30 protein-coding genes, 1 pseudogene and 1 riboswitch are annotated in these 26195 nt (G+C 65.5%); of the genes and pseudogenes, 8 read left to right on the top strand and 23 right to left on the bottom strand.

Annotated elements, in window-relative coordinates; all coding sequences use genetic code 11:
* Nucleotides 1-121 precede the first annotated feature (121 nt).
* Entirely contained in the window at nucleotides 122-505 is a 384-nt protein-coding gene (locus tag AB7M16_RS29235; protein WP_453945904.1) for a RidA family protein, read from the bottom strand.
* 507 nt (nucleotides 506-1012) lie between these two features.
* On the opposite strand from AB7M16_RS29235, the gene AB7M16_RS29240 reads away from it, so the two are divergent.
* Nucleotides 1013-1447 carry a hypothetical protein gene (locus AB7M16_RS29240; protein ID WP_172786762.1) on the top strand — a complete coding sequence of 145 codons (435 nt, stop codon included), beginning with the start codon at nucleotides 1013-1015 and terminating at the stop codon, nucleotides 1445-1447.
* Nucleotides 1448-1590: 143 nt separating this feature from the next.
* Here AB7M16_RS29240 and AB7M16_RS29245 read toward each other — a convergent pair whose 3' ends face one another.
* Nucleotides 1591-2286, bottom strand: coding sequence for a glutathione S-transferase family protein (locus tag AB7M16_RS29245; protein WP_453945906.1), 696 nt, complete (start codon nucleotides 2284-2286; stop codon nucleotides 1591-1593).
* A gap of 232 nt (nucleotides 2287-2518) precedes the next feature.
* Nucleotides 2519-3166, bottom strand: a complete 648-nt coding sequence (locus AB7M16_RS29250) for a glutathione S-transferase family protein (protein ID WP_453945908.1) — start codon at nucleotides 3164-3166, stop codon at nucleotides 2519-2521.
* 237 nt (nucleotides 3167-3403) lie between these two features.
* On the opposite strand from AB7M16_RS29250, the gene AB7M16_RS29255 reads away from it, so the two are divergent.
* Nucleotides 3404-3841 carry a VOC family protein gene (locus tag AB7M16_RS29255; protein ID WP_212254562.1) on the top strand — a complete coding sequence of 146 codons (438 nt, stop codon included), beginning with the start codon at nucleotides 3404-3406 and terminating at the stop codon, nucleotides 3839-3841.
* A 333-nt stretch (nucleotides 3842-4174) separates the two neighbouring features.
* Here the strand turns inward: AB7M16_RS29255 and AB7M16_RS29260 are convergent, their stop codons facing one another.
* The 9 genes from AB7M16_RS29260 to AB7M16_RS29300 form a co-directional block, all read right to left on the bottom strand.
* Nucleotides 4175-4702 (bottom strand): mismatch-specific DNA-glycosylase, encoded by a 528-nt coding sequence (locus AB7M16_RS29260; RefSeq protein ID WP_453945910.1) that lies wholly within the window; start codon nucleotides 4700-4702, stop codon nucleotides 4175-4177.
* Nucleotides 4703-4738: 36 nt separating this feature from the next.
* Nucleotides 4739-5260 carry a hypothetical protein gene (locus tag AB7M16_RS29265; protein WP_439401118.1) on the bottom strand — a complete coding sequence of 174 codons (522 nt, stop codon included), beginning with the start codon at nucleotides 5258-5260 and terminating at the stop codon, nucleotides 4739-4741.
* Nucleotides 5261-5360: 100 nt separating this feature from the next.
* The gene (thiC, locus tag AB7M16_RS29270; protein WP_453945912.1) at nucleotides 5361-7259 is read right to left on the bottom strand and encodes a phosphomethylpyrimidine synthase ThiC; all 1899 of its coding nucleotides are present in this window, start codon (nucleotides 7257-7259) and stop codon (nucleotides 5361-5363) included.
* Between the two features lie 170 nt (nucleotides 7260-7429).
* Nucleotides 7430-8038, bottom strand: a complete 609-nt coding sequence (locus AB7M16_RS29275) for a thiamine phosphate synthase (protein ID WP_453945914.1) — start codon at nucleotides 8036-8038, stop codon at nucleotides 7430-7432.
* Nucleotides 8025-8807 (bottom strand): thiazole synthase, encoded by a 783-nt coding sequence (locus AB7M16_RS29280; RefSeq protein WP_212254568.1) that lies wholly within the window; start codon nucleotides 8805-8807, stop codon nucleotides 8025-8027. The genes AB7M16_RS29275 and AB7M16_RS29280 overlap by 14 nt, the downstream gene beginning before the upstream one ends.
* Nucleotides 8801-8971, bottom strand: coding sequence for a hypothetical protein (locus tag AB7M16_RS29285; protein ID WP_453945916.1), 171 nt, complete (start codon nucleotides 8969-8971; stop codon nucleotides 8801-8803). Before AB7M16_RS29285 ends, AB7M16_RS29280 begins: the two co-directional genes overlap by 7 nt.
* A gap of 4 nt (nucleotides 8972-8975) precedes the next feature.
* The gene (gene thiS, locus AB7M16_RS29290; RefSeq protein ID WP_172787191.1) at nucleotides 8976-9173 is read right to left on the bottom strand and encodes a sulfur carrier protein ThiS; all 198 of its coding nucleotides are present in this window, start codon (nucleotides 9171-9173) and stop codon (nucleotides 8976-8978) included.
* Nucleotides 9174-9180: 7 nt separating this feature from the next.
* Nucleotides 9181-10191 carry an FAD-dependent oxidoreductase gene (locus AB7M16_RS29295; protein WP_453945918.1) on the bottom strand — a complete coding sequence of 337 codons (1011 nt, stop codon included), beginning with the start codon at nucleotides 10189-10191 and terminating at the stop codon, nucleotides 9181-9183.
* Nucleotides 10179-10307: riboswitch (TPP riboswitch) on the bottom strand. Its footprint overlaps the gene before it by 13 nt.
* Before the next feature lie 202 nt (nucleotides 10308-10509).
* Nucleotides 10510-11070: a lytic transglycosylase domain-containing protein gene (locus tag AB7M16_RS29300; protein WP_212254570.1), complete on the bottom strand. Its 561-nt coding sequence runs from the start codon at nucleotides 11068-11070 to the stop codon at nucleotides 10510-10512.
* 230 nt (nucleotides 11071-11300) lie between these two features.
* On the opposite strand from AB7M16_RS29300, the gene AB7M16_RS29305 reads away from it, so the two are divergent.
* On the top strand, nucleotides 11301-11501 hold the full coding sequence (locus tag AB7M16_RS29305; protein WP_172787194.1) for a hypothetical protein: 201 nt from the start codon (nucleotides 11301-11303) through the stop codon (nucleotides 11499-11501).
* On the opposite strand, the pseudogene AB7M16_RS29310 reads toward AB7M16_RS29305, so the two are convergent.
* A pseudogene (locus AB7M16_RS29310) lies at nucleotides 11502-11714 on the bottom strand (ATP-binding protein); the annotation flags it as partial.
* A gap of 153 nt (nucleotides 11715-11867) precedes the next feature.
* On the opposite strand from AB7M16_RS29310, the gene AB7M16_RS29315 reads away from it, so the two are divergent.
* Entirely contained in the window at nucleotides 11868-12389 is a 522-nt protein-coding gene (locus AB7M16_RS29315) for a PRC-barrel domain-containing protein (protein ID WP_172787198.1), read from the top strand.
* A 209-nt stretch (nucleotides 12390-12598) separates the two neighbouring features.
* Here the strand turns inward: AB7M16_RS29315 and AB7M16_RS29320 are convergent, their stop codons facing one another.
* The 7 genes from AB7M16_RS29320 to AB7M16_RS29350 form a co-directional block, all read right to left on the bottom strand.
* The gene (locus AB7M16_RS29320; protein ID WP_453945921.1) at nucleotides 12599-13429 is read right to left on the bottom strand and encodes an ABC transporter permease; all 831 of its coding nucleotides are present in this window, start codon (nucleotides 13427-13429) and stop codon (nucleotides 12599-12601) included.
* On the bottom strand, nucleotides 13426-14688 hold the full coding sequence (locus tag AB7M16_RS29325) for an ABC transporter permease (RefSeq protein ID WP_453945922.1): 1263 nt from the start codon (nucleotides 14686-14688) through the stop codon (nucleotides 13426-13428). The genes AB7M16_RS29320 and AB7M16_RS29325 overlap by 4 nt, the downstream gene beginning before the upstream one ends.
* Before the next feature lie 234 nt (nucleotides 14689-14922).
* Entirely contained in the window at nucleotides 14923-15972 is a 1050-nt protein-coding gene (locus AB7M16_RS29330; RefSeq protein WP_453945924.1) for an ABC transporter substrate-binding protein, read from the bottom strand.
* A 65-nt stretch (nucleotides 15973-16037) separates the two neighbouring features.
* A complete protein-coding gene (locus tag AB7M16_RS29335; RefSeq protein ID WP_453945926.1) occupies nucleotides 16038-17147 on the bottom strand; it encodes an ABC transporter ATP-binding protein in 1110 nt (369 codons plus the stop codon).
* Between the two features lie 330 nt (nucleotides 17148-17477).
* Entirely contained in the window at nucleotides 17478-19046 is a 1569-nt protein-coding gene (locus AB7M16_RS29340) for a DUF4403 family protein (RefSeq protein ID WP_453945927.1), read from the bottom strand.
* A gap of 129 nt (nucleotides 19047-19175) precedes the next feature.
* Nucleotides 19176-19814 (bottom strand): Vgb family protein, encoded by a 639-nt coding sequence (locus AB7M16_RS29345; RefSeq protein WP_453945929.1) that lies wholly within the window; start codon nucleotides 19812-19814, stop codon nucleotides 19176-19178.
* A 29-nt stretch (nucleotides 19815-19843) separates the two neighbouring features.
* Nucleotides 19844-21064, bottom strand: coding sequence for a helix-turn-helix domain-containing protein (locus AB7M16_RS29350; RefSeq protein ID WP_453945931.1), 1221 nt, complete (start codon nucleotides 21062-21064; stop codon nucleotides 19844-19846).
* Nucleotides 21065-21207: 143 nt separating this feature from the next.
* Between AB7M16_RS29350 and AB7M16_RS29355 the strand changes: the two genes are divergently transcribed.
* Nucleotides 21208-21999 carry a DUF899 domain-containing protein gene (locus AB7M16_RS29355; protein ID WP_453945933.1) on the top strand — a complete coding sequence of 264 codons (792 nt, stop codon included), beginning with the start codon at nucleotides 21208-21210 and terminating at the stop codon, nucleotides 21997-21999.
* The gene (locus AB7M16_RS29360; RefSeq protein WP_453945935.1) at nucleotides 21996-22274 is read left to right on the top strand and encodes a hypothetical protein; all 279 of its coding nucleotides are present in this window, start codon (nucleotides 21996-21998) and stop codon (nucleotides 22272-22274) included. The genes AB7M16_RS29355 and AB7M16_RS29360 overlap by 4 nt, the downstream gene beginning before the upstream one ends.
* A 106-nt stretch (nucleotides 22275-22380) precedes the next feature.
* On the opposite strand, the gene AB7M16_RS29365 is transcribed toward AB7M16_RS29360, so the two are convergent.
* From AB7M16_RS29365 to AB7M16_RS29375, 3 genes are all read right to left on the bottom strand, one after another.
* On the bottom strand, nucleotides 22381-22719 hold the full coding sequence (locus AB7M16_RS29365) for a GIY-YIG nuclease family protein (protein WP_453945937.1): 339 nt from the start codon (nucleotides 22717-22719) through the stop codon (nucleotides 22381-22383).
* A 185-nt stretch (nucleotides 22720-22904) separates the two neighbouring features.
* Nucleotides 22905-23327 (bottom strand): c-type cytochrome, encoded by a 423-nt coding sequence (locus tag AB7M16_RS29370; RefSeq protein ID WP_453945939.1) that lies wholly within the window; start codon nucleotides 23325-23327, stop codon nucleotides 22905-22907.
* Nucleotides 23328-23425: 98 nt separating this feature from the next.
* The gene (locus tag AB7M16_RS29375) at nucleotides 23426-24142 is read right to left on the bottom strand and encodes a L,D-transpeptidase (RefSeq protein WP_453945941.1); all 717 of its coding nucleotides are present in this window, start codon (nucleotides 24140-24142) and stop codon (nucleotides 23426-23428) included.
* 273 nt (nucleotides 24143-24415) lie between these two features.
* Between AB7M16_RS29375 and AB7M16_RS29380 the strand changes: the two genes are divergently transcribed.
* Entirely contained in the window at nucleotides 24416-25468 is a 1053-nt protein-coding gene (locus AB7M16_RS29380) for a glycosyltransferase family 4 protein (protein WP_172787211.1), read from the top strand.
* Nucleotides 25469-25501: 33 nt separating this feature from the next.
* Entirely contained in the window at nucleotides 25502-26191 is a 690-nt protein-coding gene (locus AB7M16_RS29385; protein ID WP_260382588.1) for a class I SAM-dependent methyltransferase, read from the top strand.
* The last annotated feature ends 4 nt before the right edge of the window (nucleotides 26192-26195 follow it).

Raw genomic sequence — 26195 nt, forward strand, 5'->3', positions numbered from 1 at the left:
TCGTGCGGTAAAAGCAGGCCCTTTGCAAGCCGGCGAGCCGCCATTCACGGACATGTCAGCCGTGCCTCGAGCATTTGGTTTGGCAGCGTGCCCGATGGGCCACACGCAGCTCAATCCGCTCCTACTTGGCCAATGAGGCGACCGCCTCGATCTCGATCAGCATCTTCGGATCGGGCAGCGCCTGCACCACGCAAGTGGTGCGCGCCGGGTACGGCGGCGGGCCGAAGGCGCCGGCATAGAGCGCGTTCATCGCGGCAACGTCCGAGGCGCGGGTCAGGAGCACGTTGACCTTGACGAGATCGTGCATGCCGGCGCCGGCCTCGCCCAGCACGCGCTTGATGTTGACGACGACATTGGCGAACTGCGCCTCGAAGCCATCGGGCAGCGCGCCTGATACATCGAAGCCGGGAATGCCGGAGACGAACAGGAGATCGCCAACGCGCGTCGCAAAGGACAGCGGCGGCGCCTTGACGTGCGGCGGGGGCGCGAAATGCTGGATCGACATGGGATCACCTCGGGACGGGGGCGGACGCATGAGCGTAGCGGCAAGACGTGGGCTGCTCAAAACAAAAATGCGAAAACAACCCCATGCACAGTAGGGATGGTGCGGAGAACGTTGGGTTTTTACGAAATTCGGGATTGCGGAAGTATCCGCTTGCTCCGTCGGGCAAAACAGGGGCAGTATGGGATGATGGCGATGGTGGTCTTCGCCTCTCCCCGAGCGGCCCGCCCGTGGTGAGAGGACGGGCCATTGACCCGTCATTGCGAGGAGCTCTTGCGACGAAGCAATCCAGACTGCCTCCGCAGAACGATTCTGGATTGCTTCCGCCTTCGCCAAGGCTTCGGCGGACAAGTCGCTACGCTCGCAATGACGGGGCATGAGGACCTTCCGCGAGTCTCGCTGCCGCTGCACTTGCAAAAACGCCGTCCCATCATGTTGCCGCCCCGATCGATCAGGTACATTCGCTCCGTCTGATTCGAATCCTCCCTAAAAAAAGCCCCGGAGACCCCCATGAAGCTCGCATCCACCTTCCGCGCCGCGTGCGTCGCCATCGTCGCCCTGGCCGGCCTCTCGACGACCGCGCGCGCCGACAGCGGCTTCGTGACGCTGACGATCTACAAGGCCGGCTGGATCATCGGCGGCTCCGGCGGCTCCGGCGTGCTGAACTTCCGCGGCCGCTCTTACGGGCTCTCCACCGGCGGCATCGACTATGGCCTGGTGTTCGGGGGATCCAAGACAGTGCTGCGCGGCCGCGTCAGCAACATCAACCGGCCCTCGGACGTTGCCGGCGTCTACGGCGCCGCCGGCGCGGGCCTTGCCGTCGGCGCCGGCGCCCGCGCCATCGTGCTGACCAACCAAAAAGGCGCGGTGCTGGAGCTGACCGGCACGCAGGTCGGCCTGATGGCGAATGCAGATCTCAGCGGGCTTGCGATCACGATGCGGTAAAGCGAGGTGCCGTAGGGTGGGTTAGCCCTGCGGATGCGCGAAGCGCATCTGCGGGGCGTAACCCACCTCTTCGGCGTCTCCGGAGACGACAGTGGTGGGTTACGCTTCGGACAGCGCTTCGCGCCGCCCGAAGCTAACCCACCCTACGATTTTTCGACCATCGCATACACCCGCTCGCAATGCGCGACGAGGTTTACGTGCGCATCGACGAAGGCCTTCAGCGGCGTCGGGATCGGAAAGAAATAGATGTTGGCGATGAAGCCGTAGATGCCGGCATCAACGCTCGTCGGCGCCGCGCCGTGCACGAAGCCTTGCGCCGGCACGATCTCCGCCAGCACCTGCAAGTCCGCGAGCCCCCGCGCATAGGCCTGCTCGGGCGTGTAGCGGCCGATGCCCTGGAAGTGATAGCGCTGCGCGTTGTAGGCCTTGGCCTTCTCGAAGCCATCGGCGTCGATCTGCGGATGCTGCGCGATGAAGGCGTCGCGGAACGCCGGATAGAAGCGCTCATCCTTCCAGCGCGAATAGGACATCACCCAGTAGAGATCGTCCAGCATGCGCGTCACGAAATGGTTGGTGCGGCGCTGCTCCGGCGACAAGCCGGCATCGATCGTCAGGCGATATTTCGCGATCGCATGCGCGATGATGGTCTCGCTGTCGCCGATGATCCCGCCGTCGTCGACGACGTAAGGCAGCTGCCCGCGCGGCGCGGCGGAGGCATCGAAGACGTGCTCATGCACGAACGGCACGCCCGCGAGCCTGAGGAAGGCGTAGACCTTGAGGCCGTAGCCGTTGTTGTCGACGACGCCGAACAGTTGCGGATAGGAGTAGAGGGTCAGCATGGCGGGCTCCTCCGGGGCGGTGGAGGCTAGAATGCAGGAGGGTCGCGGCCGGCGCAACGGTTGGGCCTGGCACAGCTCTCGTAGGGTGGGTTAGCCGCTCACGAGCGCAGTCGTTCAACGCGCGAAGGTGCAAGGCGTAACCCACCACCTTCGTATCCGCCGAAACAGAAGCGGTGGGTTACGCCGCACGGCCCGCGCTTCGCGCAGCCGCGCGTCTAACCCACCCTACGAATTACGAACGCGACGCCGCGTTGAACACCGCCAGTTGCGCGTCGAACGCCCGCCGGAACGCCGGGCGCGCCTCGCCGCGCGCGACATAGGCGGCAATGTCGGGGTATTCGTCGAGCAGGCCTGACGAGTTCAATCGCCGCAGCACCGTCACCATCATGAGATCGCCGGCGCTGAAGGCGCCGTCGAGCCAGTCGGCCTTGCCGAGGCGGCGGGACAATTCGCCGAGCCTGATGCGCACGTGCTCCTGCAAGCCCGGCAGGCGCTCGGCGTACCAGCTGCGGTCGCGTTCGAACATCATGGCCATGCTGAGCTCGACGATCGGCGGCTCCACCGTGCTCAGCGCAGCGAACATCCATGCGATGGCGCGGGCGCGCGCATTCGCATCCTTCGGCAGCAAGCCGTCATGGCGTTCGGCGATGTGGAGCACGATCGCGCCGGACTCGAACAGGGCGAGGTCGCCGTCCTCATAGGTCGGGATCTGGCCGAACGGATGCAGCGCGCGATGCGCCGGCTCTTTCATCGCGGCGAACGAGACGAGGCGAACGTCGTAGGGCTGGCCGACCTCCTCGAATGCCCAGCGCACCCGCATGTCGCGCGCGTGCCCGCGGCCACGGTCGGGCGAGTTTTCGAAGGCGGTGATGGTGGGCATGGGGGGCTCCGGGTGTTGCGTGCTGTGTTCAGAGGACGAACCGGCGGTCGGGATTCCGACAATTAGGCCTGTGGTTATGGGTCCCGGCGCCCGTGCGCAATTGCGCACTAGGCCGGGACGACACCTGCGGGGGCGGAAAAAAGTGGGGCTCCCCTGTCGGAATGCCGCCCGCTCGCTCGTCCTTGGGACAGCGGCGCCCTGCCGAGCGTCCAGCTCCAGCCGAAAGGATACAAGTTCATGACCTCGATCACGCCGTTTCTCTGGTTCGACAACAACGTCCCCGAGGCCGTCGCGTTCTACAAATCGGTGTTTCCCAACGCCAGGGTCGAGACCGTCAGCGACTTCATGGCGGTGTTCGAGCTGGAGGGCCAGCGCTTCCACGCGCTCAATGGCGGGCCGCAATACCGCTTCAACGAGGCGGTGTCGTTCTTCATCAGCGTCGAGACGCAAGGCGAGGTCGATTATTTCTGGAGCCGTCTCACCGCCGACGGCGGTGAGGAATCGAGGTGCGGCTGGCTCAAGGACAAATTCGGCCTGTCCTGGCAGGTCATCCCGACGGCGCTCGGCCGCTATCTCGGCGACCCCGACCGCACCAAAGCCAACCGCGTGATGCAGGCAATGATGGGGATGCGGAAGCTCGTGATCGCGGATCTGGACAAGGCGTATGCGGGGTGAGGGGGACGGTACCGTAGGGTGGGCAAAGGCGCTCTTCGCGCCGTGCCCACGCAACGCCGGGACTCGCGAAGAATTCGTGGGCACGGCGCTGCCGCGCCTTTGCCCACCCTACGAAGCTGGATCCTCGTGGCGAGGAGGCGCGAAGCACCGTTTCGAACCATGAAGGCCCTCATCTCGCCCGCGGCGATCCTTCGAGACGACCGCTGCGCGGTCTCCTCAGGATGAGGTCTGTGGGTGTGGCGCGCTCTCGTAGGGTGGGTTAGCCGAAGGCGTAACCCACCACGTCTGCATCGGCGGCGACAGAAGAGGTGGGTTACGCTGCGCCAACCCAGCCTACGCAGCAATCCACCTAGCCAACTCCCGCCACGGCTCGATCGTCCAATGCCCCGACGCCGCCCCCGACGGCGACGGCAATACAAATATCTCCGGCAAACTCTCATCCCGCACCTGCCGCCCCAGCGCAATCGCAGCTGACGGCCTGCCGTAAAACAAGCTCGCCGCCTTCTTGCTCGTGAACGCAATCGTCCGCGGCCGGTACTTGTCCATCTTCGCCCTGAAGCCCGGCACGTCGATCGTCTCCGCCGCGATCTGGTGATCCATCCCCGCGCCCGTCTTGCAGAGATCGGTGAAGCCGATCCCGAGCTCGATCAGCGACGCAAAATCGCTTGGCTGATAGCGCCGCGGCGTGATCCCGGCTTCATGCAGCGCGCGCCAGAAGCGATTGCCGGGATGGGCGTAATAGTGCCCGAGCTCAGCCGAGCGCGTCGAGGCGGCGGTGCCGACGAAGACGAGGCGAAGATTGGGACGGAGCTGATCGAGGAGGCGGTGGGGAAGAGCGCCGGACAAATCAGTTCTACTCATCCTGGGTCTGCGCTGGTGCGGCGCACCTCAAGGTAGCTAGCCAACCGGCCATTCACCTTCATAACCTGCTTCGCGCATGATCGGTGCAACGCGTTCGGTCCAGACATACCCGGCTTCGGTTCTTTCTGCGTAGCCGAGTGGAACCAACGCATCGAGCACCGATGCCAATCGTCCGTCTTTCCCGAACGCAAGATCCCGGCGCGTCGAAAATCCCCAGTATTGCGTGCCATAATCGCCAAACAAATAGATCAGCGTATACAGCACCTCCTCGAAAGTGGGGCCGATATGGTAATTGGCAATCGCAGTGCGGAAAACATCTTCTAATTCGCAATCGATAACAAAATTGGCCGCGCCTCCGTTCTTCTCATCGAGAGCCCTAAATACCTTCAGCTTCCAGAGGCAGTTGGCCACACTTTCAAATGTCGAATCCGACAAGTGGTGATAGACGGGCTCGGTAATACCCGGAAATTTGAAGTCCCAACCCTTAGCCCAACCATCCGCATGACGCGCAAGCGCTAGCGCCATTTGGCCATAGGCGTTGAGCTCAGCTTCATTCATCGCGTGGTCCGAACTAAGCTGCCCGGGATTTGCAAGAGTTGAAGACATGGCGCTCCCGTCATACGGGACCGCCATGTCTTGTTGAAAGGGTCTCGGTGCCTCACAACACCCGATTGCTCTCCTTCACCTTTTCCGCATCCAGATACAAGCTCTCGCCCATCTCCTTGAACTTCGCGCTCATCTTGGCCATGCCGTCTTCGGCCGTGCCCTGCATCGACATCCCCACCGAGTTCGGATCGTTCAGCGTCGCCGCATAGTCCCGCACGTCCTGCGTGATCTTCATCGAGCAGAATTTCGGGCCGCACATCGAGCAGAAATGGGCGACCTTGTGGGCTTCCTTCGGCAGGGTCTCGTCGTGGAAGTTCTTCGCGGTATCCGGATCGAGGCCGAGGTTGAACTGGTCGGTCCAGCGGAATTCGAACCGGGCGCGGGAGAGGGCGTCGTCGCGCAGTTGCGCGGCGGGGTGGCCCTTGGCGAGGTCGGCGGCGTGGGCGGCGATCTTGTAGGTGATGACGCCGGTCTTGACGTCGTTGCGGTCGGGCAGGCCGAGATGCTCCTTCGGCGTGACGTAGCAGAGCATGGCGCAGCCGAACCAGCCGATCATGGCGGCACCGATGCCCGACGTGATGTGGTCGTAGCCCGGCGCGATGTCGGTGGTCAGCGGTCCAAGCGTGTAGAACGGCGCTTCGCCGCACTCCTTGAGCTGCTTGTCCATGTTGATCTTGATCTTGTGCATCGGCACGTGGCCGGGGCCTTCGATCATGACCTGGCAGCCCTTGTCCCACGCGATCTTCGTCAGTTCGCCGAGCGTCTCCAACTCGGCAAATTGTGCGCGGTCATTCGCGTCCGCGATCGAGCCGGGACGCAGGCCGTCGCCGAGCGAGAACGAGACGTCATACTTGCGCATGAGGTCGCAGATCTCGTCGAAATGCGTGTAGAGGAAGCTCTCCTTGTGATGCGCCAGGCACCACTTCGCCATGATCGAGCCGCCGCGGGAGACGATGCCGGTGACGCGGCTGGCGGTGAGGTGGATGTATTGCAGGCGCACGCCGGCGTGGATGGTGAAATAGTCGACGCCCTGCTCGCACTGCTCGATGAGCGTGTCCTTGTAGAGCTCCCAGGTCAGCTTGACGGGATCGCCGTTGCACTTCTCCAGCGCCTGATAAATGGGAACGGTGCCGATCGGCACTGGCGAGTTGCGCAGGATCCACTCGCGCGTGGTGTGGATGTTGCGCCCCGTGGAGAGGTCCATCACGGTGTCGGCGCCCCAGCGGATCGCCCACACCATCTTCTCGACCTCCTCCTCGACCGACGACGTCACGGCGGAGTTGCCGATATTGGCGTTGATCTTGGTGAGGAAGTTGCGGCCGATGATCATCGGCTCGAGCTCTGAGTGGTTGATGTTGGAGGGGATGATGGCGCGGCCGCGCGCGATCTCGTCGCGCACGAACTCCGGCGTGATGAAGGCCGGCACCGATGCGCCGAAGCTCTCGCCGTCGGCGAGGGCCGTTTCCGCGCGCTCGAGCTGTGCCTTCCGGCCAAGGTTTTCGCGGGCGGCGACGTAGATCATCTCCTTGGTGATGATGCCGGCACGGGCGAATTCGAGCTGCGTGATCTTGTGTCCGTCGAGGCCGCGCAGCGGCTTGTGATAGGCCGAGAAGGCGCGCGCGGCCTTGTCGGTGGAGACGCTGCCATTGTCCTCCGGCTTGATCTGCCGGCCCTCATATTCCTCGACGCCGCCGCGCTCCAGCACCCATTGCTTGCGATTGCGGGCTAGGCCCGCGTTGACGTCGATGGTGACGCTGGGGTCGGTGTAGGGGCCCGAGGTGTCGTAGACCGGCAGGTTCGGCTCGCCCGCGCCTTCGGACAGGATGATCTCGCGCAAGGGCACGCGGATATCAGGCGCGGCGTCGGGGGTCGCGAAGATCTTGCGCGAGGAGGGCAGGGGGCCGGTGGTGACGGCGGGGACGGTTTTGTCGGGGTTGGAGCGGATGTTCATGGGATCCTCCGGTTAATTCTGGTGTGCGTGCGTTGGAGCGACGGCGGTGAATTCTTGCTCCGTCATTGCGAGCGCAGCGAAGCAATCCAGAAATGCGTCCGCGGAGACGGTCTGGATTGCTTCGTCGCAAGGGCTCCTCGCAATGACGCGTGGTGAGGGCGGGACCTGCATCATGCCGCCTCCTTCGAACCGTCGAGCCATTGCCGCACGCGGGCGTCGGGGTCGGGGTTCTGGGTGACGTCAGACACGACCGCGATTGAGTCCGCGCCCGCCGCAAAAATCTCCGCGGAGTGCTCGAACTTGATGCCGCCGATGGCGACCAGCGGGATGGTGCCGATGCGCTGCTTCCATTCGGTGATCTTCGGAATGCCCTGCGGCTCGAAGCGCATGGATTTGAGCGTGGTGAAGAAGATCGGGCCGAGCGCGACGTAGTCCGGCTTGGCTTTGAGCGCGGTTTCAAGCTCGGAATCGTCATGGGTGGAGATGCCGAGGGAGAGGCCGGCCTCGCGGATCGCGTTGAGGTCGGCTTCCGCCAGATCCTCCTGGCCGAGATGCAGATATTTTGCACCCGCAACGATCGCGGCGCGCCAATAATCGTTCACCACCAGCTTGGCCTGCGTGTCCTTCGTGATGGCGAGCGCGTCGCTGACGATCTGCAGCGCGTCGGCGTCGTTCAGCTCTTTGGCGCGCAGCTGGATGGTGCCGACGCCGAGCTTGGTCAGGCGTTCGACCCAAGCCAAGCTGTCGACGACGGGATAGAAGCGATCAGGATACGGCATGCCAGAACGGGGTCCCAACGACAGGGGTGGAGGGCGAGGCGAAGTCGCGGGCGTTCATCAGCCCGGCCTCGTAAGCGGTGCGGCCGGCCTCACAGCCGAGGCGGAAGGCGTTCGCCATCGCGACGGGATCGGCGGCTTTGGCGATGGCGGTGTTGAGCAGCACGGCGTCATAGCCGAGCTCCAGCGCCTGCGCGGCGTGGGAGGGCGCGCCGAGGCCCGCGTCGACCACCAGCGTGATGTCGGGCAGCCGCTCGCGCAGCAGCTTCAGCGCATCGCGGTTGGTGATGCCTTTCGCGCTGCCGATCGGCGCGGCCCACGGCATCACCACCTTGCAGCCGGCATCGACGAGGCGGCTCGCGACCGAGAGATCCTCCGTGCAATAGGGGAACACCTCAAAGCCGTCCTTGATCAGGATGCCGGCGGCTTCGACCAGGCCGACGACGTCGGGCTGCAGCGTGTCGTTGTCGGCGATGACCTCGAGCTTGATCCAGGAGGTAGCGAACAATTCGCGCGCGAGCTTTGCCGTCGTCACGGCCTCGCGCACGGTGCGGCAGCCCGCGGTGTTCGGCAGCACGGTGACGTCGAGCTCGCGGATCAGCTTCCAGAACGCGTCCCCGGTCTTGCCGCCGGCGGATTCGCGCCGCAGCGACACCGTGACGATGTTTGACCCGGAGGCGCGGATCGCGCCTTGCATGATCGCAGGCGAGGGATAGAGCGCGCTGCCGATCAGGAGGCGGGAGGCGAAGGTTTTGCCGTAGAAGGTCACCATGTCGGTGTTTCCTCGATTGACGCTCTCTCCGCCGTCATTGCGAGCGAAGCGAAGCAATCCAGAAATTCATCCGCGGAGACACTCTGGATTGCTTCGTCGCTGCGCTCCTCGCAATGACGGGAAGAACCCTGAACGGGCGACAGATAGAAGGCGCGCGCAATCATCACCTCACCCTCCCTGCCGCGGCGTGATGATCTCGATCTCGTCGCCGGCCTTCAGGCGCGTCTCGGCCCAGCGGCTTTTCGGCACGACGTCGTAATTGAGCGCGATGGCGAAATGGCTGCCTTCGTAGTCGAGCTCGGCGAGCAGCGCGTCGACGCTGGCCGCGCTGACCTCGCGCTGTTCGCCGTTTATGATCACAAGCATTGGACGATCACGCGCATTGCATCACCTCGTTGTCGATCTGGCCGCGCTCGACATAGGCGAGCGTCAGCTCGGCGAGCGCGGGGGCGATCAGGAAGCCGTGGCGATAGAGGCCGTTGACGCTGATCCTGCGATCGCGAATGCCGATGCGCGGCAAATTGTCGGGAAAAGCGGGCCGAAGCCCCGAGCCGAATTCGAGGATGCGGGCTTCGCCGAACGCCGGATGCACCGTATAGGCCGCGCCCAAAAGCTCCAACGCGGAGCGGACGCTGACGCCGGTGTCTTCCGCCTCGATCGAGGTCGCGCCCAGCATGAACAGGCCGTTCTCGCGCGGGATCACGTAGAGCGGCCAGCGCGGATGGATCAGCCGCACCGGGCGCGCCAGCTGCACTTCGTCCGTCTCGATCAGGATCATCTCGCCCTTGACGCCGCGAAGCTCCGGCTCCTCGTCGCGCGCGGCAAGGCCGCGGCAGTCGATCACGATGCCGTCCAGCTCGGCAGCGCTGACGTCGCTGCAGAACTTGATGGTGCCGCCGGCGGCAACGATGCGCGCGTGCAGCCTGGGCAGTACGCGGCGCGGCTCGACATGGCCTTCATTCGGAAAGAACAGCGCGTCGCGGAAACGGCCCTCCAGCGACGGCTCGAGCGCGGCAAGGCCGGCGGCATCGAGCCGCTGGTGGCCTTCGGTCATGCGCGCAAACCGCTCGAAATCGTTACGCTCGCGCGGGTGGGCAACGACCAGCGAGCCGTTGAACGGCGTGTCCGGCAGCTCGCGCCGCCAGAGATCGAGCGAGCGCAAGCCGAGGCGGCTGATGATGGGTTCGGCGACCTCGGCCTCGCAATAGGGGGCGAGCATGCCGCCGGCCCAATGGCTGGTGGCATCCGTCATCGCCTCGTCACCGCGCTCGTGCAGGGTGACGGCGTGGCCGGCCTGGGCGAACAGCAGCGCCTGCCAGGCGCCTGCGATGCCTGCGCCGATGATGGATACCGGTGAGTCCGGTCGCTTGGTGGTCTGCAACATCCCTGTCCCTTCGCCGGCATGACCCGGATCAGGTTCAAAGGGTCACCGCGGTCCTGGGCCGTATTGCCCATTTAGCGGTATCTCAGCTCCTCCTCGGAGCACCCCTCGGAACGGTGCCAATGTATGCCAGCGGGGCGGGGTGGTCAACGCGTGTTGGCTCGGAACCCGACCGTGCCCCGGACGCAGCGCATCTCGCAGTGGTGCGCTGCTGAGCCGGGGCCCATTTTGCGGAGGGTGCTGGGTCCCGGCTCTGCGCAGCAGCGTTACCGGACGATGCTTCGCATCGCCTAGGCTGCAGCGCGTCCGGGACACGAGAGCTTACTTGAGCGCCTGCGCCCGCGCGTTGCGGACACGCTGGGCGAGCTTTCTGTGCGTTGGCGCGGCGAACATCGGCTGCGGATTGCCGTTCGGCTCGAGCCAGGGCTGACCCATAGTGCCCTGGCCCATGGTCTCGCCCGCATTGGCGACCTGCACGGCCTCCTGCCGCTGGCGCTTTGCAGCGTAGTAATAGCCGCCCGCGAAATAACGCACGGCTCGCGCGTGATCGCCGTTGGCGGCGCGGTAGGCGCCGGCGAGGTACTTCACGGCATAGGTGAGGTTGGTGTTGGGATCGCGCAGGCCCGCGGCATCGCCGGTGTAGCCGACCCCGCGCGCGGTCGCGAGCTTGATCTGCATCAGCCCGATGGTGCCGCCGCGGCCGACGAGGTGCGGCTGATAGCGGCTTTCGCGCATGATGACGCGATGCACCAGCGCCTCCGGCACGCCGTTGGCGCGGGCATGGGCGGCAACCATCTCGGCATATTCGGCTTCGCCGGCGAAAGCTGCCTGCGGCAACGTCAATCCGGCCGCGAGCAGCGCGACAACACGTAAGATTTTCATCGAAATATTCCTCGGCAGAACGGACCCGCACCCCAGCGCGTTAGGCCGTGGGAACACGGCGATGATGTGGCGAAATGTCACCAGCTGCGATTTTCGCCGGCTCGTCGCGTTTACGACTTAAACCTGGGTTAAGCTCCGAGTTGGTGGAGCGCCTTACGCGACAGCGGGTCTGTCCATTCGCGCATTCGCCCAACAATCGTCACTCAAGACCAGCACTCGGGAGAACGTCCATGACCCCTGTAGACATCGACGACATCCCCAAGCAGAACCCTTGTGCACAATGTGGCACACCGATCCCGTTCCCTGACTGGATCGAGCCAGGCGAAGGCCGCGTCTCCTATCTCTGGACCTGCCGCGCCTGCAATTATCGCTTCGAGGCGGTGGCGATCTTCCCGCACGAGGCCATCGAGCACCCGCCGCTCGCGGCTTGATCACGCGGCAAGGCGCGGCGCCTGCGAGACCGGCAATTGCATCCGTACGATCAGGCCATGCGGCTTGCGGTCGTGCAGCGACAGCTCGCCGCCATGGGCGAGTGCGATCGCGCGCGCGATCGACAGGCCGAGCCCGAAGCCGGTGGACTCGTCCATGGTGCGCGCCTCGTCGCCGCGCACGAACGGCTCCAGCATCTCCTGCTTGCGCGCATCGTCGGCAGGAACAGTGCATCGCAAAATGTTCCGGAGTCACGCAGGAACAGTAGGAACAGTTCGCGCATTGCGCGACGAAATTGCGGCGCGCACGGAACTGCGCGTGATCAGAGCTGTTTTCTCCGCACAAGGTTTTCGCAAGGAGAGGACAACATGATGAAATCGATCGTCACCGGCCTCGCCGGTACCGCCCTGCTCGCGACCGTCGCGTTCGCGCAAACGCCGCCCGCCACCACCGACAAGGCGGCCCCTGCGGCCACCGCAACGACCACGACGGCTTCCGGCCAGTGGCGCACCTCGAAGATGGACGGCCTGAAGGTCTACAACGAGGCCAACGAGAACATCGGCACGATCAACGACCTGCTGATGGACAAGAACGGTGACATCAAGATCGCCGTGATCGGCGTCGGCGGCTTCCTCGGCATGGGCGAGCATCTGGTGGCCGTGCCCTACGAGAAGCTGAAGTTCGTCAACGAGCCCGTCGCCTATACCGGCACCGGCGCGAACACCGGCGCCAAGCCCGCCGGGACGACGACCGGCGCTGCGACCGGCACCGACAGGCCCGCGGCGCCCGCGGCGACGTCGTCCGCGTCGAAATGGTATCCGGACCACGCCGTGTTCAATGCCAGCAAGGACGAGCTGAAGAACATGCCGCAGTTCAAGTACGCGGAGTAATGCGGTTCGCGTAACGGCCTGAACGAAGCGCGCCTGGTTTTCACCGGGCGCGCTGTCGTGTCTTCGTCCGCCCGCGTCATTGCGAGGAGCTGTTGCGACGAAGCAATCCAGAGCTATCTCCGCGGATGCATTTCTGGATTGCTTCCGCCTTCGCCGAGGCTTCGGCGGACAAGTCGCTGCGCTCGCAATGACGGAAATTGTGCCGGCAATCAGCCCCCGCTGCCCTTGAGCCGTTCGTTGCGCCGGCGCAGGGCTTCCAGGGTGGCGAGGAGGATGACCGAGATTGTCGTCAAAATCACCGCCGCTGCGGTGATGGTGGGGCTGATGTTCTCGCGGATGCCGCTGAACATCTCGCGCGGCAGGGTGCGCTGCTCGGGACCTGCCATGAACAGCACGATCACCACCTCGTCGAAGCTGGTCGCGAACGCGAACAGCGCGCCTGAGGCCAGACCCGGCAGGATCAGCGGCAGGATCACGCGCCGGAACGCTTCGAGCGGCGAGGCGCCGAGCGAGGCGGCGGCGCGTGCCAGATTGGTGTCGAAGCTCTGCAGCGTCGCACCGACCGTGATCACCACGAAGGGTGTCGCCAGCGCGGTGTGGGCCAGGATCAGTCCGAGATAGCTGCCGGTAAGGCCAATCGGTGCGAAGAAGAAGTACAGGCCGACCGCGGTGATGACCCCGGGCACGACCACCGGCGACAGCACGAAGGCCAGCACGAGCGGCTTGAACCGGCTCTTCCACTGCGCCAGCCCCAGCGCGGCCAGCGTGCCGAGCACCATGGACAAAAGCGTCGATGCGACGCCGATGATCATGCTGTTCTTGAGCGAGTTCATCCAGCGCGGCGAATTGATGAAGTCGTCGTACCAGCGCAAGGAAAGGCCCGGCAGCGGATAGGTGAGGTACGAGCTAGAACTGAAGGACAGCGGCATGATCGCAAGGATCGGCGCGATCAGGAAGATGAACACCAGGGTGGAGACAACGATGGTTGCGGTCCACGCGATGCGCTGGCTGGGCGTGCGCAAGGAGGAATTGTCGCTCAATTCTTCATCCCTCCCGTGACCTGCTGGCCCTGCACCAGCTTGCCGTAGACGAGAGCGAGCAGAACGGTGGCCAGCAGCAGCACCGCGCCTAGCGCCGAAGCAAGGCCCCAATTGGCCGTCTCGGTGGTGTACAGGGCGATGAAGTAGCTGATCATCTGATCGGCGGCGCCGCCGACGAGGGCGGGCGTGATGTAGTAGCCGAGCGCCAGGATGAAGACGAGCAGGCTTCCCGCGCCGATGCCGGGCAGGGTCTGCGGCAAATAGATCCGCAGGAAGGCGGTGAGGGGCGGCGCTCCGAGCGAGGCGGCGGCACGCATGTAAGCAGGCGAGATCGCCTTCATGCTGCTGTACAGCGGCAGGATCATGAACGGCAGCAGAACGTGGGTCATGGCGACGCAGACGCCGAAGCGGTTGTAGATCAGGCGCAGCGGCGCGTCGATGACGCCGAGCCAGTGCAGGCTGTCGTTGACGACGCCCTTGCTCTGCAGCAGGACGATCCAGGCGCAGGTGCGAACCAGGAGTGACGTCCAGAACGGCAGCAGCACGAAGATCATCAACAGGTTCGACCGGCCCGGCGGCAGCGTCGCCAGGAGGTAAGCGACCGGGAAGCCGAGGATCAGGCAGATCGCCGTGACACCGAGGCTGATGAGAAAGGTGCGGACGAAAATATCGCGGTAGATGGCTTGATCCGGTGCTGCGGCGACGATTGCGCCGTCCGCGTTTCGCGTCAGGTCGAGCGCGGCGAGCAGGTAGAAGCCGGTGGTTGGGCCGCTCGCGTCCTTGATCGTGGTCCAGGTGGCGCGTTCGCGCCAGGCGGGGTTGATCTTGCCCAGCGTCTCCCTGGCCATGCCGGGCTCAGGCACCGCCTTCAGATTGCGTCCCGTGCTGGTCAGGATCGTGCGGAAGCCGTTGAGCGCGTAGTTGAGCCGCTTGGCCGCAATCGCGACGGTGCCGGCCTCACGCGCCGCCAGGATGTCGCTTGCCAGCGCCGCGTAGGCCTTTTCATCCGGCAGGTCCTTGCCGTCCCAGCTGGCGAGAGCAACTGTCGTTTGCGGCAGGACCTGACGCACCTCCCAGTCCTCGACCGAGCGCCACAACATGCCCGCGATGGGACCTGCAAAGGTGAAGAGCAGAAACAGCAGGAGCGGCAGGACCAGCGCCAACGCCTTGACCTGGCGTGTCCGCTCAGCGCGCCTCAATCGGCGTTTGAGCGGCACCTCGGCCTGCGCATTGGCGCCGGGCAGGGACGTGGTTGTCATGGCGTGAGCCTCGTTGACGAGAGGCCTGAGCAAGCGCCTCGTCCTTCGAGACGACCGCTTCGCGGTCTCCTCAGGATGAGGCTCATCGACATGGGTGCCTGCAAAGTCGCCGCCACAAATCCCGCCCTCATCCTGAGGGCCCGCCGCAGGCGGGCGTCTCGAAGGATGCGCCGCGGGCGAGCTCTTCGCGACATTCTTCCCTCCGCCTGTGCCGCACGCCGGTACTGTCGCGCGCTATTTCGCGGCCCACTTGTTGAAGCGCTCGGTCAGGCGGTCGATGTTCTCGAGCCAGAAGGCGACGTTGATCTCGACCGCGTTCTTGATGTTGTCGGGCGCTGTCGGCAGGTCCTTCAGAACGGCGGGCGGGAGCCGGCCGGCGGCGTCCTTGTTCGAAGTCCCGTAAGCAATGTTCTCCGATAGCTTGGACTGGTTCTCCGCCTTGCCGACGAAATCCAAATACTTGTAGGCCGCGTCCTTGTTCGGGCTGCCCTTCAGGATGACCCAGCTGTCGATGGTGAACAGCGCACCGTCCCACACCATGCCAAAGTTCTTCTTGTCGTTCTTGTTCGCGGTGTCGATGCGGCCATTGTAGACCGAGGTCATCGCCACCTCGCCGGAGGCGAGCAATTGCGGCGGCTGCGCGCCGGCCTTCCACCAGACGAGGTCGCCCTTGATGCTGTCGAGCTTCTTGAAGGCGCGCTCGATGCCTTCGTCGGTCGCCAGCACCTTGTAGACGTCCTTCGGCGCGACGCCGTCGGCCATGAGGGCGATCTCCAGCGTGGTCTTCGGGCCCTGACGCAGGGCGCGCTTGCCCGGAATCTTCTTGGTGTCGAAGAAGTCGGCCCAGCCGTTCGGGGCCTCCTTCAGCTTGTCCTTGTCGTAGCCGAGGACGAAATCGTAGATGATGGCGCCGACGCCGCAAGGATTGACCGCCGGCGGGATATAGGCGGCCTCGCCGCCGATCTTGGAATAGTCCAGCTTCTCGAACAGGCCTTCCTCGCAGCCGACCGCGAGCTCGTCGCTCTCGACCTGGACGACGTCCCAGGTGGCGGCGCCTCCCTGCACCTTGGCGCGCAACACGCCGACGCCGCCGTCCCAGGATTCGTCGTTCATCGCAACGCCGGATGCCTTCTTGAACGGTTCGAAATAGACCTTCTTTTGCGCCTCCTGATACGCGCCGCCCCACGAGACGATTGTGAGGTCGCGTGCCTCCGCGATCGTGGCCAGCGCAGCACTGGCGCTCAGTGCCGCGGCGAAACCCAGAGCAATCTTGCGCTTCTGCATGGTCTTCGTTCCTTCTTCATGTGGGTTGCGTTGACATTGATTGTTTCAGCTCCGCCGCCGGCAGATCAGACCGGATCGAGGGCGAGGCAGTCCTCCGGGCGGAAGGTGATGAACACGCCTTCGCCAGGTCTCAAGCTGTGATGCGCTCCAGGCGGAAGCTTGACCATGAACTCGGCGTTGCCGGCGACATCCAGCACGGCCAGCGCGTGGTCCCCGAGATAGATGGTGTTCTGGACCGTCGCCGGCAGGCGGTTCGGTGCGTCGCTGGAGCTGCCATCCGGGACGATTGCGACACGCTCCGGCCGCACCGACAGCGAGGTCGATGCGCCCGCGCCCGAGACGTTGACCGCCCGTGCGGCGACAGTGCCGCCACCGGCCAGCGCGACGCGGCAATAGTTCCTTTCGACGCTTTCCACGGTGCCCGCCAGCACATTGTTCTCGCCGATGAAGTGGGCGACGAAGCTGTTCACGGGATGCTCGTACAGCGCGTCGGGCCGGTCGATCTGCTGCACGATGCCGTCGTTGAAGACGGCGATGCGGTCCGACATGGTGAGCGCTTCGCTCTGGTCGTGGGTGACATAGACGATCGTGATGCCCATCGTCTCGTGCAGCTGCTTGATCTCCAGCTGCATCTGTTCCCGCAGGCGCTTGTCCAGTGCGCCCAGGGGCTCGTCCATCAGCACGAGCTGCGGATTGAACACCAGCGCGCGGGCCAACGCCACGCGCTGCTGCTGACCGCCGGACAATTGCCCGGGCCGCCGGTGCGCAAAAGTTTCCATCTTGATCATGCGCAGCGCCGCGCTGACGCGCTCTTGCGTTTCCGCCTTGCTCGACTTGCGAACCGATAGCGGGAAGGCGATGTTTTCCGCGATCGTCAGGTGCGGAAACAGCGCGTAGTTCTGGAACACCATGCCGATGTCGCGCCTGTGCGGCGGCACGTTCTTGATCGGCCGCTCGCTGAGGTAGATCTCGCCATGGGTCGGCACCTCGAAGCCCGCCAGCATCATCAGCGTCGTCGTCTTGCCCGATCCCGACGGGCCGAGCAGGGTGATGAACTCGCCCTTCCTGATGTCGAGGTCGAGGTTCTTCACCACGAGATGCTCGCCATCATAGGTCTTCTGAATGCCTGAAAAGCGCACCAACGCCGGCGCAGGCGTGACCATGCCGGCTTCCATGTTGTCCTCGCCTTGTCCCCTACAATGCCGTGCGAGATTAGCATCCTGCAGCGAGAATGCCAGCGGCGCAAGCGACGAGGAATTGTGAGGGTCCGGTGAGTGGCGGGACGATCGCTTATGAAAGCTTTCCCTGCGGCCATCCTTCGAGACGCCCGCCTTGGGCGGGCTCCTCAGGATGAGGATGGAGGGCGTGGCTGCAGTTCCAGAGGGCACTGACGTCGAATAGCCTCATCCTGAGGAGGCGCGTAAGCGCCGTCTCGAAGGACGAGGCGTGCGCGCAGGCCGCTGCAACAAGTCAAATGCGACGGCCCTGCGACGAGCAGGGACGCGCTACATCCCCGACAGCTTCGTCACGAATACGTTCAGCGCTCCGCCGGCTTCGGCGACCACGCGCAGCGTCTTGGAATCGAAGGCGATGTCGGCGAGTGTCAGGCTGTCGATCTTGGCCTCGACCTTGAGGCCGTCCTCGCTCTTCTGGTAATCGGCGATCGCGGCCGCGATCTTCTCGCGGGCGTTGGCAGCGATCGGCTTCAGATCGAGGGTTGCCTTCTGCAGCAGCGCCTGCTGCATCTGCGGCACCACCGCGCGGGCGGCGGCACCCAGGAGGCCGAAGGCAGCCTCGGATTCCACGGCGAGCTGGATGTCGGTGAGCCGCAGCGTCTGCTGCGCCTGGTCGAGCACCGGCCGGCCCCAGATGTGCACATTCGCCTCGGCGCCGAGGCCGAACCAGCTCTTCTTTTCCTTGGCGCGCACCAGAAGCGAGATCAGCAGCCGGTCGCCCGAGGGGATGACGTTGGCACTCTTGACGGTGACGTCGACCGGGCCGGAGCCGTCCTCGGGATAGGTGCGGCCGACCATCTGGGCCGCGATCAGCTTGTTGATCTCGGTGAAGGGCACGTCGATCGGCACACCGATGTTCACGCCGGTGCCGGTCGGCGGCACGATCGAGATCTTGTCGGGGAACGGACAATCGGGCTTGGTCGGGGTCGAGGTCACGCGTGTCTCGGCTTCGAGGCCGAGCAGCAAGGTCACGGCCTGCGCATCGACGCGCGGCTGCGCCGCGATCGCGCGCACCGGCTTCATCTCGAGCCAGAGCGGCGGCAGCGCTGCCGAGGCGCCGGATCCTTGCAGCGGGATCGAGCGGCAGGCCTTGATCCATTGCGCTTTGGCATTCTCGCGCAGGCTGGGATCGTTGCGGATGCGCTCGGAGACGGCGTTGATCTGCTCGCCGACGGTCTTGTCGATCAGCGGCTTCACCTGCGCGGGCACGTTGACCTTGGCGCCGGCGACGTTGACGTTGGTGTCGCCGAGATTGACCTGGGCGCCGAGATTGGGCTCCAGATGCCAGGCGGCGGCGAGCTTCGGGCGCGAGGTGACGACGACGTTGCCCTTGATCTCCGCGCTCGCGTTCAGGTTCTTGATGTTGACCGCGCCGATCCGCTTCGCGGCGTCACCGCCGAGCACGCTGCCGAGCGCGTCGCCGAGCGCGCCGGTAGCCTTCGACGACAGCGAGCCGGTCACGTTGAGCTTGCCGGTGAGCGGCGTCGAAATCGTCAGCACGTCCTTGTCGCCGGTGGCCGCCATCGGTCCGCGCACCGCGGTCCAGCCGATATCGGCATTCTCCAGGATCTGCGAGATCGGGTTGTCGGCCTTCCCGGCGAAATTGCGCGGCGCGGCCTTCTCGGCCTGCTCGCGGATCGCCGACAGTGCGATAGCGACCGGCGCGATCACGATGGAGCTCTTCGAGGCCGGCGGCAGCGGCGGCAGCTGCGCGACCGGCGGCGCCGAATTCGTCGCGCGCGGCGACAGCCAGTCCATCGCCTTCAGGCTGATGAAGAACGACGCCGCGAGCGCCGCGACGCCGATCAGGATAGTCTTCAAATTCCACGTCAGACGCATCAATCCCCCAAGCCGCCCGGGCAGGGATTCTACAGGGCGGGCGAGGAGGGCGCTAGAGCGCACCGGTGGGGTGGAATTGGGGCGAATGGGTTAACGTGTCTGAACGAGCCGTTGCCGTGTATTGCGCGCCTAACCGCGCCGCGGACGGCGGACTGCTCTCACTTTGCCGCGATCTCCGCCACCGCAGTAGAAGCGGTCACCGCCGTCGGACTCCAGGCCCGAGACCATGGTGCCGGCGGGCATGTCGAGCTGCTCCAGCACCTTGCCCGTTTCAGGATCGACCCGCCTGATGTCGCTGTCCTCGCCTTCCCAGGTGCCGTGCCAGAGCTCGCCGTCGACCCAGGTCACGCCGGTGACGAAGCGCTTGCTCTCGATGGTGCGCAGGATCTTCCCCGTCTCGGGATCGATCTGATGGATCTTGCGCTCGCGATATTGCCCGACCCAGAGCGAGCCCTCGGCCCAGGCCAGGCCGGAATCGCCGCCGCCGCCGGGGGCCGGAATGGTGCCGAGCACCTTGCCCGAGGCCGCATCGATCTTCTGGATGCGGTCCTCGGCGATCTGGAACAGGTGCCTGCCGTCGAACGCCGTTCCCGCATGCGCGGCGACGTCGATGGAGCGCGCGATGTTGCCGTCGGCCGGATCGACGGCGTTCAACTTGTCGCCGGATGCGAACCAGACGTGCTTGCCGTCATAGGTGACGCCATGCACGGCCTCGACGCCTGGAAAAGGCCCATACTCGGTGACGATCTCGGCGGCTGAACGTTTCATGTGCGCGATCCCTGTGCTTGACGCTCATCCTACGTCTTCAGGAGCGGCGTGGGGAGTAACAAGCCTGTCGGGAAACCCGGGACGGGCGGCGTCATCCAGCGGCGTGCCCGCCCGTGTCCGAACGACTGCACCTTGCCCGATCGCGCCAGCTCCTCGAGCGCGCGCTGCACGGTGCGCGGACTGATGCGAAGCGCAAGTGCGAGCGCCGAGCTCGACCAGGGCTCGCCGTCGGCGAGAAAGGCGAGGACAGCGGCGTGCTTCTCCTCAGCGGGCCGCGCCAGCACGAGGACGTCGCGCGTCTTCCGCGGCGCCAGCATGAAGCCCTGCTTCGTCGCGCTGATGTCGGCCAGCGGCGCGAGCTGGGTGCGGAGCCGTCCGATCTCGACGCGCAAGCGCGCGCGGTGCGATTCGTCGGCGTGCCTGGCTTGAAAGGCGCCCGAGATCAGCATCTCTCGCGAGACATCTGCAGGCCATGCCTGCGCCAAAAGGCGCGCCAGCGCGAACAGCACGGGGCGCGTTCCGAGCGAGACGACGACGCCTTGCCTGCGCACGACGTGATGGAAGGTATCCACGACGAGCGCCGTCGAGGTCGCCAGCCGTTCGACCTCTCCGAGCAACAACGGATGTTCGCTGCCGCGCGCGATCAGGCGCGCTGCCGGCGTGTCGAGGATCAGGTTCGCGCTGTCGACCTCGGCCAGGAGCGCAGGGATGCTGGCAAGGCGCGCCGCGCGAGCTGCGCGGCTGAGCGCCGTGCGCGCGTCTTTCGTTCTGAGCCGCCTGATGGCGATGCCGGCGAGCACGAGCTCGCGGACGACTTGGGACGCGGGCGGGAGCATCGCAGGGCGGACTTCGGCGAGCGTGCGCTCGGCCTCGTCGAGGCGCCCGACCAGAAGCAGGCGGCGCGCCTCGATATGGCCTGCATGGGCGGCATTGACGAGATCGCCGTGCTTTTCCAGCGTCGCCCGTGCCGCCGCGAGCGTCTTCACCGGCCAGTTCAGATCGCGCGAGACCAGCGCGATCTCGGCTTCGGCTACCACGCATCTTGCACGCGCCACAGCCTCGCGCGGACCGAAGGCGCGCGCGGCGGTGCGCAGCAGCGACTTGGCCTTGGCGAGATCGCCGAGCTGCGCCATCGCGATGCCGCGCAGCGCCAGCGACGGCGCGTCGTTGCGCAGCGCGACGCGGTTCAAGGCGCCGAGCGGATCGCCGGCTTCGAGCGCGCGCGCAGCGGCCGTGATCAGCGACTCCATGTCAATCCCGCCACACTTGTTACTCCCACCGTGCGGCCGCTTGGTGCCAGAAATCGTGGACGGCCGATGCGAGGCGGGCAGTTCCGCCTCCGGCGTGGCGGGGCGCGGAACGGCGGCCGCGGCAAGAGATTTGGAGAGTGATCATGACATCGACTGAAAACCTAAGGACCAAGGGGCAGACCGCCATGCAGACCCCACCGGTGGTGTCGCCGCAGGACTGGGAGGCGGCCCGTCTGCAACTGCTCGCGAAGGAAAAGGCGCATACCCGTGCCCGCGACGCCCTGGCCGCCGAGCGGCGCCGCATGCCGTGGATGGCTGTCGACAAAACCTATGCGTTCGAGGGGCCTGGCGGCAAGCTCAGTCTGCCTGATCTGTTCCAGGGCCGGCGGCAGCTGATCGTCTATCGCGCCTTTTTCGAGCCCGGCGTGTTCGGCTGGCCCGATCAGGCCTGCCGCGGCTGCTCGATGGTGGCCGACCAGGTCGCCCATGTCTCGCACCTGAATGCCCGCGATACGACGCTGGTGTTCGCCTCGCGTGCGCCGCAAGCCGACATCGTCAGGCTGAAGCAGCGGATGGGCTGGATCATGCCCTGGGTCACCGTCACCGACAGCTTCGATGCCGATTTCGGCGTGGACGAATGGCACGGCACTAACGTGTTCTACCGCGACGGGACGCGCATCTTCCGCACCTATTTCGTCAAGAGCCGCGGCGACGAGCAGATGGGCGGCACTTGGAACTATCTCGACATCACCCCGCTCGGCCGGCAGGAGGTGTGGGAGGATTCGCCTCCGGGCTATCCGCAGACCCCGACCTACAAATGGTGGAACTGGCACGACAGCTACACGGACGGTGCGGCGCCCGACAAGCGATGGGTGGAGATCTCGGACGCCGGCGAGAAAGCCTTCCGCGAGGAGGCTACGGGAGAACGGCAATGACCGGTCCGGTCAGCGCGGCCCCCAGCGTCAGCCCCGAGGCTGTGGCGGCCGCGCGCCACCTCGCCAGATGGCTGGGCCTGGCGGCCACGCCGACCTTCGCGATGATGGCGCTGCTGACGGCCATGCTCGGCGGTGGCCCGGCGGACATGCTGTGCGGCGCCGGGCAGGGCTCGCTGCTCGGCGGGATGGTGCCGATGTATCTCCTGATGAGCGCGTTTCATGCTGGGGCGTGGCTGAGGTTGATCGCGGAGTGGCGGGGCGCAGTCAGCCGGTAAGCGCGCCGCCGGTGTGAACGCCTCGTCCTTCGAGACGACCGCTTCGCGGTCTCCTCAGGATGAGGCTAATCGACATCGTCGCCGCGGCTAGAGAGCTGCCCCGCACTCAGTCCTCATCCTGAGGGCCCGCCGTAGGCGGGCGTCTCGAAGGATGATGTGATCCTCGCTTTGCCAGCTCATGCAGCTCGGCAAAATCGCCACGCATGAAAGCTTCCTTCTTGGCGCGGCTCCATTTCTTGAGTTTGCGCTCGCATTCGATCGCGTCGGTGATCCTGTCGAACCATTGCGAGAACACCAGCGTCACAGGTCTGCGCGACTTCGTGTAGCCGCCGAACGCACCGGCGTTGTGCTGCGCGACCCTGATCTCGAGCTCGGTGCGCGTCGTGCCGATGTAGTAGCTGCCGTCCGCGCATTGGAGAATGTAGAGGTACGCGCCGTCTGTCATCGTGCCGCCCCATCCTTCGAGACGACCGCTTCGCGATCTCCTCAGGATGAGGCTAACTGACGTTCAAGGCTTGCTACAAGCATGAAGCCGCGCACTCAGTCCTCATCCTGAGGAGACCGCCGGAGGCGGGCGTCTCGAAGGATGGCCGCACCCCGTGCAAGCCAATTGCACTACGGCTGCGCCTTCTATTGCGAACCTGAAGCGGCCTGCAAGTGCGCAACGATCTTGCCCGCCTCTTCCGCCGAGATACCGCCATAGGGCTGCATCTTGTGGCCGGACACGACCTCGTCCGGCTTGACCATGAAGCGGGTGAGCTTGTCCTGGTCCCAGGCGAAGCCGGCGTCCTTCATCGACGAGGAGTAATTGTAGTCCGTCAGCGAGCCGGCCTTGCGTCCGACGATCTTGTTCAGATTGGGACCGAGGCGATTGTCGCCCTCCTTCATGGAGTGGCAGGTGCGGCAGGAATTGTTGAAGGCTTGCTGGCCCGTGTCGTCATTGGCGGGTTGCTGCGCGAGCGAGCAGGGCACGGACAGGAGCAGCGTCAGCGCTCCGGCGCCGGCGAGGGCGTGCAGCCATGGCCGTGGCGAGGGTTGGCTTCGTGGTCGCATTTGCGCCTCCATCGCGGATCGCGCCGAGGGATGTCGAGGGCAAACGAAAACGGCCCCGGTGGGTTCCGGGGCCGTTCGCGTCATGATGTCCTGTCGCTTTAGCGGGTCGCGGCGCCGAGGTCGGCACGGCGCTCATTCATCGGCAGCACGATCACCTTGGTGCCGACGTTGACGCGGGAATAGAGGTCGGTGACGTCGTCGTTGGTCATGCGGATGCAGCCGGAGGAGACGCGCTTGCCGATGGTCTCGGGGGCGTTGGTGCCGTGGATACGGTAGATGGTGCCGCCGAGATACATGGCACGGGCCCCCAACGGGTTGCCGGGGCCGCCGGCCATGTGGCGCGGCAGATAGGGCTGGCGGGCGATCATCTCCGGCGGCGGAGTCCAGGCCGGCCACTCGGCCTTGCGGCTCACCGACTGGATGCCGGACCAGGTGAAACCGTCGCGGCCGACGCCGATGCCGTAGCGCAGCGCCTGGCCATTGCCGAGCACGTAATAGAGATAGGTGTTGGGCGTATCGATGATGATCGTGCCCGGCGCTTCGCGCGTCGCGTAAGAGACGGTCTGGCGGCGGAAGCGGGCCGGCATCTCGACGGCGTCCTGATCCTCGGACGGCTCGGTCTGGTAGGTCGGCGACTGATAGGGCTGATAAGGCTGCAGCGGCTGCGGCGCGGCGAACGGCGGCAGTGGCTGGAAGAACGGGAAGATCTGCACCGGCGCGGCCTTGGCTGCACCTGCGAACGCGATTGCGGAGACCGCGACTGCACTGAGCGCAACCGCGCGCGAAAACGTCTTGAACCTGTCCAGATTGAACATGTGATCGCCCCTGTTTGCTCGGTGTTTTGCTCACCGCGGCACCATTGCGGTGCTCCGTTGCCTAAAGTCCTAACGGCAAAACGTTTCGGGACATTTGCGCGGAAAACCGAAAACGGTTTCACGGCGGCAAGAATTGTTTCATGACAGTTTCGTGGCCCCGCGGGCCCGTTAACGAACAAAACAGCACGCCGACACTTCTGTGACGTCACACGCCTGAAATATCCTTCGTTGATGGTCGATGCCTGAGAATCATCAAACTCTCGGGATTTTCCCATGCGGGTATTAATCGCGACCGACGCCTGGCATCCGCAGGTCAACGGGGTGGTGCGCACCCTGACCTCGCTGGCGAATGCGGCCAAGGCCCTCGATGTCGAGATCGACTTTCTCACCCCGGACGGCTTTCCGTCCTGGCCGCTGCCGACCTACCCGGGCCTGCGCTTTGCGCTGCCGAGCGGCAAAGAAATCGCACGGCGGATCGAGAGGTGCGCGCCGGAGGCGCTGCATATCGCCACCGAAGGCCCGATCGGCTGGGCCGCGCGCGCCTATTGCCGCCGCAACCGGCTCGCCTTCACCACCTCCTACACGACGCGCTTTCCGGAATACGTCTCGGTGCGGACCGGCATCCCGGCGGGGGTCGGCTACGCGGTGCTGCGCCATTTCCACGATGCCGCCGCGATGACGATGGTGGCGACGCCCTCGCTGCGGCAGGAGCTGTCCGAGCGCGGCTTCAAGCGGCTCGGCTTCTGGACGCGCGGCGTCGACACCGAGCTGTTTCATCCCGACGCTCCGGCAGAGCTCGACCTGCCGCGCCCGATCTTCATGACGATGGGGCGCGTGGCGGTGGAGAAGAATCTCGAAGCGTTCCTCTCGCTCGACCTGCCCGGCACCAAGGTCGTCGTCGGCGACGGCCCGCAGAAGGCGGCGCTGGAGAAGAAATATCCGGACACGGTATTCCTCGGCGAGAAGAAGGGTGCGGATCTCACCGCGCACCTCGCCTCCGCCGACGTGTTCGTGTTTCCGAGCCTGACCGATACGTTCGGCGTGGTGCAACTCGAGGCGCTCGCCTGCGGCACGCCGGTTGCGGCGTTTCCGGTCACGGGACCGAAGGACGTCATTGCCGATCACCCGATCGGCGCCATCGACCACGATCTGCGCACCGCGTGCCTGCGCGCGCTCACCATGTCGCGTCAGACCTGCCGCAATTTCGCGCTGGAGCGCTCCTGGGAGAACAGCGCGCGCCAGTTCGTCGGCAACCTCACCTCACTGCAGCCCAGCCGCGTCCTGCGCGCCTCGCCTCGCATGGCGCGGCGGCCGGTACGCGGTTGATCGTCCATTCGAACCACAGCGAGAACCTCATCGATGGCTAAGATCATGAACCTTGACGGCACCCAGCAGCTCGACCTCACGCGCGGCACGGTCGAGCAGGCCTATGACCGCTGGGCGCCGGTCTATGATCTCGTGTTCGGCGGCGTGTTCGCCAAGGGCCGGCAGGCCGCGATTGCGGCCACCAACAAGATCGGCGGCCGCGTGCTCGAGGTCGGCGTCGGCACCGGCATCTCGCTGCCGCTCTACGCGCCGAACCTGCGCATCTTCGGCACCGACATCTCGGAAGCGATGCTGGACAAGGCGCGCCGCCGCGTCAGCGAAGGCAATCTGAAGAACGTCGAGGGCCTCGCGGTGATGGACGCCGAGAAGCTCGAATTCCCCGACAACTCGTTCGACGTCGTGATGGCGCAATACGTCGTCACCGCCGTGCCGAACCCGGAGAAGGCGCTCGACGAATTCGCCCGCGTGCTGCGTCCGGGCGGCGAATTGATCATCCTCACCCGCGTCAGCGCCGACACCGGCATGCGCCGCTTCATCGAGCAGAAGCTGCAGCCGGTGGTGCGTCCGCTCGGCTTCCGCACCGCCGAGTTCGCCTGGTCGCGCTACGCCAAATGGCTCGCCGGCGCGCGCGGCATCGAGCTTGCCGAGCGCCGCTTGATTCCGCCGCTGGGGCACTTCTCGCTGGTGCGCTTCCGCAAGATCGACGTCGCCAAGGCAGCGTGAGCTC

It is taken from the genome of Bradyrhizobium sp. USDA 372 (assembly GCF_053629095.1).